At 48.8% G+C, this 9,717-nt stretch carries 4 protein-coding genes; 1 reads left to right on the forward strand and 3 read right to left on the reverse strand.

The genetic code is table 11. From position 1 onward, the window contains the following. Positions 1-247 precede the first annotated feature (247 nt). The 3 genes from JW881_18790 to JW881_18800 form a co-directional block, all read right to left on the reverse strand. Positions 248-499 carry a hypothetical protein gene (locus tag JW881_18790; GenBank protein ID MBN1699574.1) on the reverse strand — a complete coding sequence of 84 codons (252 nt, stop codon included), beginning with the start codon at positions 497-499 and terminating at the stop codon, positions 248-250. Positions 500-644: 145 nt separating this feature from the next. Then, positions 645-7,043 carry a right-handed parallel beta-helix repeat-containing protein gene (locus tag JW881_18795; protein ID MBN1699575.1) on the reverse strand — a complete coding sequence of 2,133 codons (6,399 nt, stop codon included), beginning with the start codon at positions 7,041-7,043 and terminating at the stop codon, positions 645-647. 78 nt (positions 7,044-7,121) lie between these two features. Further along, complete coding sequence (locus tag JW881_18800) at positions 7,122-9,131, reverse strand: hypothetical protein (GenBank protein MBN1699576.1); 2,010 nt, start codon at positions 9,129-9,131, stop codon at positions 7,122-7,124. 251 nt (positions 9,132-9,382) lie between these two features. On the opposite strand from JW881_18800, the gene JW881_18805 reads away from it, so the two are divergent. After that, the coding region (locus JW881_18805) for a hypothetical protein (GenBank protein MBN1699577.1) at positions 9,383-9,717 on the forward strand (335 nt) is incomplete at its 3' end.

The raw sequence follows: 9,717 nt of genomic DNA on the forward strand, positions 1-9,717 counted from the left end.
AAAAACAAATCCTGAATGCCCGGTACAGGTATTTAAGAAAAATTTCGGCTGTTTGATAAATGGGTATTAATCAACAGGAACTAAATAGCTCTTTCGTTTTAGGTATGTCTTTACGAATAATATATTTTCTAAAGTCAGCACTGCCAAGCATACCGCCAGTACAATTTTTCATTGCTCGATCCTTTTTTCTAAAAAATTCAAAAGTTCATCAGTAGTAGGTTTTTTACTATTTCTGCCATTCATGGTATTATTTAAACTCCAGCATTAATTGTTTTGTAGGTATTTTCTTAATGATGATATTCCGTGACTTTCTGGGAGGGTCTATGCTTATGTAACCCTTTTTTTCGAGTGCGGTGAGAATCTGGTTGACACCGTGCGTGCTTTTTTGGTTTCCCAGTTTTAGCAGTTCACGGCGGGTCGGCGATTTTCCCTCGCGTTTAATGTAATCGTGTATAAGAAAAAGGAAATTCTCCTGCAATTCCGTTAGTTCAGTATTCACTTTTTCTCCGTGATTCAATATGGATATATGTTCATTAATGAGCATATACCCATATTATCTTGAGTATAGTTTATTTCATTTTTTTATACAAGTTATTTTTTTAAAAAAAATAAAATGTTTAAATTAAATGAAACATCACATCGGCTTACAGGTTCCCCGTCCATTCTATTCTCACATATCCCTTTCCGCCATTGTCGCCGTCCTTGCCGCCCTCGCTGTACTTCGTTCCCCTTCCGCCGTCACCGCCCCTGCCGTAACCGCTCCCGTTGTTTCCGCCTTCTCCTCCTTCACGGCCCGAATGATTGCCGCCGCCGGGATAGCCGCTTCCGCCCTTTCCCCAGCTGCTGCTGTCATTGTTTCCTCCCCCCCCGCCGCCTCCGGGCCGGGCGGTATGGGTATCGAATCTGGAATACCCGCCCGATGTTCCCGATTTTCCGCTGTGCTGTTTTCCTCCCCCGTCTCCCCCGGTACCGGGACCGCCGACGACGATTTCAATGAGTCTGTATTTGTCGAACGTCATATCCGCTTCGCTTAACGTCAGTTCGATGGCCTCGCCGGCCCCGCCGCCTCCGCCCCCGGAGGCCTTGTCCGTACACCCGGCGACGCAATCGCCCCAAAAATTCAGGCCGATATCGCTGTTGCTCGCGCCGCCCCCGCCGCCCCCGCCGCCGGCGATCAGGGTCACGTTCACGATCACATTCGTAACCGTGAGGTATTTGTCCGTTATCCTCCACTCATACAATCCGGGAGAGGTGTATTGCATGACGCCGCTTACGGGAATCGGGTCGATGACCACGGTATCGGACATCGAATCGCTGATGTTGTTCGACGCGTCTTTGGCCCACACATACAGATGATATGTTCCCGAGGCGAGCGGAAGGACGACCATATCCGGTTTTTCGTCCTCCCATCGTTCATCAAAGAAAAACGGTTTTTCGGCCGCGAGGGTGATCATCCATTGACTGATTCCCACATCGTCTTCCGCTTCACAATCAAAGGATATTTCTATTCCCCCGTCCGTGATAACCGGATCATTTACGTCGAAAACGGTTATTTCCGGCGCCGTCGTATCGGTATAGGTAAAATTGATTCTGCCCGATCGTCCGGTAACTGCTTCGAGCGCATACGAAGCCTCTTTCGAGTGTTTGAGGGTGATATCGAGGACGCAGAATTGACTCGTATAAAAGGCGCCCGGCGGATAAAGGATACCGGAAATCGATCCGTTGTCCTGTCTTGTGAGATTATCCGTCACGGCAAGCGAATTGACTACCCCGCCCGATTCGTCGAGACCGTAGAGAACGGCCTCCTTGATTTCCGCCCACGGGTCGCAGTTTCCCGTGACGCGGATACGATTGTTTTCCGCGTCCGGTTCCAGGATGACAACGGGCTTGTTCGGGATTCTGCCGAAATATGTCTCGCCGTCGAGGATCGGGTCCCAGAGGCCGGACTGCCAGGAATCCCTGAGTTCGTGAATAATCGAGGAAGCGGAGAATGTGAAATTTTCGTTGTCGGGATCGACGAAACCGGGATCGACGATCGCGTTGTTTTTGTTGGACAAATACTTGTCCGACATCAGCGCGTCGATGATAAAACTCGTGAAAAAATACGGATCGAATATGGGAACGGCCATATTTATTCCGCCCGGCTCACCGGCGAAACTTCCTATTTTCACGTACCCCGTATTGAAAAGGTAAACGTTAAACGGGAAAATAATGGTGACGTCCCACTTCAAATGGAGGTCTTCGGTTATCGGGATATCGATATGATACAGCATTTCCGTGCGATGTTCGGAAACGGAAACGATCTCGAGCCCGTACGATTCGAGATCTTCGAGGGTGGCGGTAGGCATAAGGGGGTATAAATTGGAGCGGTAGATGATATTGTCGTCCAGCTTGTTCCAGAAGGGCATCGTTCTATCGTATTTGTTCTCGTCGTAGTAGTGCCTCATCAAATCGTGGTACCGGTAGCTCCATGGTGAGGTCCAGTAACGGAATTCGGAAAGTTTTTTATCGAGCTCGAAATCGTTATCCCCCCAGTATCTGTCCAGAAAGGCGCAGCGGTTTATTATGGCGGCCCCGCCGTGTTCCGCAATCACGTTGTACTTGATTTTATTGTCCCGTCCGCCGCCGACAAAGACCGCCATACCGTTCGAATCGTAGATGATATTCCCCAGCACTTCGGCCGAACTGTAGCCCTGGTCGAAATAAATACAATGGACCCCCTCTTCGTCCTTGAATTTTGTCTTGATATGATAGATAAGGTTGTTTTTGATGACATTACCCCGGTAGCCGATATCCATGCCGGAATAAACAGCGCCCATGTCTTCGACCTCCTGGCACACCCGGTATATATTGTTATACTGTATCAGGTGGTCATTTCCGAAATAATAGATACCCATACTCGGTCCACGGGAGATTTCATTGTGTATGACATTGATCCCTATCCCGCTGATAATGACGGCGGTCCGTGATTTTTCCACTCTCCCGAAATGGTGAATGGAACAATTCTGTAAAAAGTGGCGGCATGGCTTGAGATACGCCCTGTTTCCGCCGTCAATCACCACTGCGTTTTCACCGGTGTCGTACACCTCGCTATCCTTGAGTCCGCAGTTTCTGCTGTTCAGGGTATTGACGGGGTGGTTGTCGCTCAGGCCGCGGTCTCCGTTATACGCATGTCTTCCCGTTTCACCGTCAATTTCCGTTGAAATCAATATACCCGCTTTGCCCGCGTTCCTGATAACGCATTGTTCGAAAACGATATTGTTGGAATTCCACACTTCCACGCAGTTTTCTTTGGAACCCTCGAAAACGAATCCGTCAAACGTCATATTGCTGCAGTTTCTGACGGTCATGAGGGTCTTTGTATTGGAGAGATACATATCGTCGACGAGGTCTTCAGGCGGGTAAAAATACAGCCTTCCGTGATTGGCCGGATGTTCGGGATCGCGGTCGAGAAAGTATTCGCCGGGGGAATCAAGTTCTTCCAGTACATTGAAAGCGTAAAACAGGTGGTTATCCAGAAGACCGCTGTCTTCGGGATCATCCATGTACGCCAGATTGACCGTATTGCCCGAAATGTCCCGTACTTTCATCAATTCTTCTTCATTATTATTGTTAAAATAAAAAATCCATAAATCCTTGCCCGCACTTTCCGTCCACCGTCCGGGGCGCGATCGATCTTCCTCAGGCAAGGCCACGTCAAACGAGAGTTCTCCCCTTCTTGTCATTCGCGCATAGTCTTCCTGTGAACAGACACTATTGTCGTCCGGTCCCACGAGTTCCTTGTTCGGCCAGCGGGCGATCTGCATCGGCCTGCGGTTGAAGTAAAACTCCTGATTCAAATCGTCTGTCTTGTACACCGCATTACGCCCTTCCGTGTTCCTTCCGCGGTGTTTCAAATCGGGAAACTCATCGATACCGACATCGTTTACAAGATCCACGACCCGTACGATCTCCCCGGCCTCGTCCGGGATTTTCTGCAATATGAGAGGATCGGTGACCGGATGAAAGAGGTCGGCCCGGATACGCACACCGCCGATAATCCTTACATTTTCTCCGGGCAGGGCCTTGAACACGACCTTTCTTCCGAAACCGAAATCGATATCTTCCAGAATCAATACCTCGTCTTCAGTCCCGCAATAATAATCGCCGCCCCTTACATACACGGTCACGATATCGATGTCCGGGTTTTCGGTTATCCTGTTCCGTACTGCATTAATGACGGAATCCGGGGCATCGACAAACCATTCCCCCACTGTCTGTCCCGCCGGCTTTTCCGGTGCGAACATCGCTATTTCATTGACGATCGGGTAACCGAGGGCAAAAACCGAAAAATGATTGCATTGCGCGGTTATGATTTTACCGATTTTATCCGTTTCCGAAGGCATAACCTGTTCCCAATGTTTTTCATTTTCATCATAATAATAAATCCCCAGATAATCTTCATCGCAAAGCAGCTCGTATCCCGAATAATCGATACTCAGGGTGTAACTCCGTGAAAACGTCAACCCGTCGGGTTTTAATTCAAACGCGCATTGCGCAATAATCACCTTGTCCGTATCGTCCGGAGCGAGCTGCAGGGGATCGGCTTTTGATATCCGTATGGGGACGATTTCCTGTAACGCATTTTCCGGAATCGCGAGTGTGACTTCCCCGCAGGCAATCGTCACGCCGCTTTTCGTGTCCGCGGATTTTTCCGACATGTTTCCTGCCCGGTCTTTTGCCCTCAACGTAAAGGTATGCGCTGTCGTTCGATAGAGGGGGTCGATCGCTATGGAATTGCCCGAGACCGGTTTCCAGTTGCCGTCGCTATCGTTATCCGTCGTTAAAAGACATTCATAATCGATATCCTCTTCCGGTGAATAATTATCCGTGACATCCCAGATGTAGGCGGGCCCGCTTTCGGAATCATGATAGTCCAGATTATGAATCAACGGGGGTGTCGTATCCACAATCACTTCATGGTTTTCAAGGATACTGCAATTGCCCGCCCGGTCCCGGGCGCTTATCATAAACATATGAGAACCGTCACCGGCATCGGACGAGGAGGTAAACGATGTCTCTTTTGTCACGATAAACCCTTCAGCCGCCTTACCGGAATCATCCGGCACGCTTTCGTCTTGAGATGGAGAATAGAAACAGATCAGATATTCGATATCGCCCGTCTCCGTATAATTGTCGTCCGCCGACCACTGAAACCGCGGCCGCCTGTCCATCGTGGGTGTCTCGTATGACACGTCCGTCACCCGCGGGGGCGTGATGTCGATGCAAAAAGGATATTCCCTCACATCACTCCAGTTTCCGGCAAGATCCCTGGCGCCGATGCCGAACATATGGTTGCCTTCCGATAGATTTTCTCCGGGCGTATACCGGTTTTCGATGGAAAGGTGCCATTCGCCTTCATCAATACGGTACCGGTAGACAAGCTCCCGATCGTTTGTCAATCCGTCGCGGGCGGTCCATATGAATACGGGTTTCCGGTTTTTTGTGGGGGTATCGAACGCCATCGACGTTATCTCGGGTGCCGTCATATCGATCAGAACGGCCGCTTCCGCAGTCTCCGACCACAGCAGGCGGTTCCGGCATTTGAGCCGCAGGCGGTGAGTGCCTTCCGGAAGCGGAATCGCCGGTGAAAACGATGTTTCGACCGCATCCGTCCATTCCCCGTCATCCAGTGAATAAGCGAACAGGAGGGCGCCAATGGGTTTGTTCCAGGCCCATACGGGGCGTCCGTCCTTATTGATGCGGTCGACGATCAGTTCCGGCTTGTCGGGGGCAACGGCATTCAGATCTTCCACATGAATCGTCCTGTCAACCGGGACATCCTGTTCCGGGACGAAATAACCCGTTATCCTGACATTACAATCGGTGTATTCCTCGAGGTTCAGGTAATCGCTTTCAAGATTGTATGTTTCGCCGTCAAAAACCGTGCCGTTATATGTTGCCAATTCGAATCCACTCTCCCGGTTCCCGGTTAAAAAACCGGTTTGTGATATCCGGTTTTTCACACGATTGATCTCGATGAAAGGGGGATTCACACCCGCCTCCTTGCTGAAAAATACCGATCCCAAATCAGTTCCTTTTCCGCACACAAGCAAAAAGGTGACAACGGAATCGAATCTGTCTTTCATATACGATGTTATATCGAACGAACAGTATGAGTTATCCGTTTTATCCAGGAGGATCTCATCCACCAGCAGGGCCTCCTTTATTATATCCGTTTTGTATTTATCTTCTCCGGTAATAAAGGCGGCGTTATTCCAATTCAGGCTGGTTTCATCAAAATCATGGCCGTCAATGGCATAGAGTTGAAGGCTTACCGTGTGCGGCGGTCCCCCGTCGCTTCCATGATAATAAAGGGAGAGATATGCGGAGTGTATGCCGGCAACATTGTCCGGAGCGAATTCCAGACATCCGATTTTTTTCGACCCGCTGAATTTCTCAAAATCCTGTACAATAACATACGGTTTATCACCGTTGACATTCAGCCGGCCCCTTTTCCCGCTTTCGATATAGGTGTCGTCCGACGCATAGCATCTGTTGACGATCACATCATCGATCTTTTCTATTTCAAGATACTGAATCGCGATTTTTTGCACCCCTCCCCTTATAACAAGCTGATTACCGCAAAACTCCGAAACAATAACGTCGTCAAGCATCATCAAATCACGGTCGTTATTGCCAAAAAAGAAACGGTCCCCCGCTTCAAGGGCATAATGCTTATTGTTAATGTAAATTTCAAAGGTATCGTCAGCCTTTTTATACAGGCCGTACGGTCGAACCGGATCGGCAAAACCCGCCCTGATTCTGTAATAGCCGTTTTCAAGCAGAATCTTCCACCCGGTTTCACCGGTCATATACAGCCATGTCGATTCAAGACAATCATTTCTATCCTTCAGGGGAGTATGCCCCTTGCCGCACATATCGATACCGGGCATATTCGTTTTACTGTTTATTTTTCCGTTCCCGGCCTTTTCCCAGCCGTAGGTGTAGCCGTTTTCGTGTAATGCATATGTTTTTCCGCAATCAAGATAGTAACCCGCCACTTCCCCCGTCTCCTTCGGTCCGAAATTGATTCCGATAAAAGCGTTTTCCTCTTCTTTACAAAACAAAAGGAAGGTGTTTTAGTGCGGGCTGTAATTCCTGTTTCCTTCCGTTATGACGTCTTCCCCTTTCCGAATTACCTTTGAGTAGATATCGACGCCGCGGGGATAATATACCGGATTAATGTTGACCTTGCTGCCGATGAGCGTCCATTCATTATCATTGATATCCGAATCATGTGCGACGGCGAGATACAGCCGGATGTTTTTATTTGTCCTGAAAGCCAGGTAATCGTCATCGTCGATATTCGCATCGAAATAAAAACCGCGAATGTATTGGATGCCCTCGAGATAGTCGGGAAGGTAACGGAATTCGGCTTTTCTTTCCCTGAGGTCCTGATACATATATATGCCCCTTTTGCTGCATGAAGATATATGGATATCGCTGTTCCCGTTGGAATACCGGATATCCTTTATCAGGTCTTCATCTGTTTCGGGATACGCGTAGGGGGAATATTTTCTGCCGTTGTACGACCGTATCCGGTAGCAGGGAGTTTTATTCTCCCTCATCCGTAACACTCCGAAAGCGACATCATAATACTCGTTTTTACCGGCGGGAATCCTTTTTATGACAGTATACTCATGGTCATTCATCCGCCGCTCGATCTCAAAAGAGACGACCTCATCGTCATCATTTTCCCACGACAGCCTGCAGGCATTGAAAAACCGGAATTTATGCTGCGTCACGGTGAGGTGAAAAGGTTTTCGGGGTACCTGATAATCGAGGTATACCCTCTTCGAATACGGAGAATTATCCGGCCCGGCTAACGCTATGACACGGTAACACGGATCGGGATGCAAATGCATAGACGCATCATGAAAACAATAAACATTTCCTTCCGTTTCACCGATGTATTCAAACACCCCGCCCCCGCTTTGCCGTTCGATCCTGTAACCGGTTATTCTGCCGGTATCGGCCATGTCCCACTCGAGTTTGACCTCCCCGCCGTTCAATTCCACATTCGTTATCTCCGGCCTGTCGATTGGCCTGAAAAGATCTTCCCGGTTATCGTTCGTCAGGATAATCTTGTCTATTTTTGCATACTTTTCCTCACCATACAGCCTTACCGTATGATTCCGCGTTTCTCTAAAGACGGCCGGTGATTCCGTCAATCTGGTCCAGTAAAATTCCTCATCGGGAATAAATACTGTTCTTGTTTTCAGGCCGTTATCCACAACCAGGCCGAACTCGTTCGATTCCCTGTCTTTGCCCGATACCTTCGCCCATATCGAATAGACTCCCGAAGGCAATGAAAAAAAATCGAAAACAAGTTCGCCGTGATTTTCCACCATTGTCTCGGCGAATGCAATACCCCGAAGGTTCCGCACACCCATCGTCGCGGGGGAAGCATCTTCCGCTTCAATAACCTCACACACCCCATGGTCCGTTACGATCAATTCGCCCAGTTCACCGCTTGAACTTCGGTCGCTTTCGTTTCCGGACCAGGCGTAAAGACTGTCCCGGGAAAAGCCGTTGTCACGATCGTTAACGAGTATATCGAATCCGATTATATCGCCCGCTGCAATCCCGTTCGTGTTCACGCATTGAAGGGGAATCTTCACTTCGAGCATATATCCGTCCTCCTCCGTTATCCATGCATGTTCGATAGGCTGTACGCCCGGGTTTTCTCTCGAATATATATTTTTCATATTATATATAAAACAGAACTGAAAGTCGTTTTCGTCCGGGTAGACCGTTTTTTCATTGCCCATATCGAAAAACAGTTCTATACAGTCATTCTCGAAATAAAAATCCGGTCCGCCGGCATTGTTCAACACATCGTCATATACCCTGGCGATGATGTATAGCGCTTTATCATCATAAACCAGCTTGAACCTCGCATACGCCGGTCCGGTCTGTATTTCCGGATACATCTGCCGGCGGATAGAAATCCACCCGGTATTTTCCCAAAGTTCGTCTTCCTGCCCGTCGATAACGGGCGGCGTTACCGCCTTTTTCAGGTTTTCAACTGAACCCATAGCGAGAAACGGTACTGACAGAAAAAATAAAAATGCTGCTATTTTTCTCATAAGTAATCTCCATAGATCTTTTGTAGTAAGTTCTTGTATCGTCGATTGCGGATGTCACTTGCCAACGGGCGTGACATCCGGGAGAAGAAAACCCCCGCTTACTGCGCGATTTTTCATTTATCGATAACATCAGCGTGCATCCTACAATAAAACCTGATTTATAGCAATAAAAAAATTCGTAACCGGATGACAGCCGAATTCATATTGCGCATCCGGATGAAATCCGGTAATCTTTGGACAGGAGATATCTCATGGAATATTCCCCGGAAATGAACGGTAAAACCAGATATCCCGTCATGCTCGTTCACGGCGCCGGCTTCCGGGACGACAACCCCAATTACAACTACTGGGGAAGAATTCCGGAAAAACTGAAAACCCTTGGGGCGGACATTCATTACAGCGGCCAGGACGCGTGGGGATCGATCGAAAACAACGCGGAGATCGTAAAGAAAAACGTATTGCGTGTCCTGGGTGAAACAGGGGCGGAAAAAATCAACCTGATCGCGCATTCAAAAGGCGGCCTCGAGGCGCGGTACATGATTTCCAGGCTCGCCATGGGGACGCATGTTGCGTCCCTGACAACGAT

This window comes from Spirochaetales bacterium, assembly GCA_016930085.1.
Taxonomy (GTDB): Bacteria; Spirochaetota; Spirochaetia; order SZUA-6; family JAFGRV01; genus JAFGHO01.

What these genes read in the sequence shown, in the direction of transcription:
- JW881_18800 (MBN1699576.1), bottom strand. Translation starts at nt 9,131, where the DNA reads ATGAGAAAAATAGCAGCATTTTTATTTTTTCTGTCAGTACCGTTTCTC.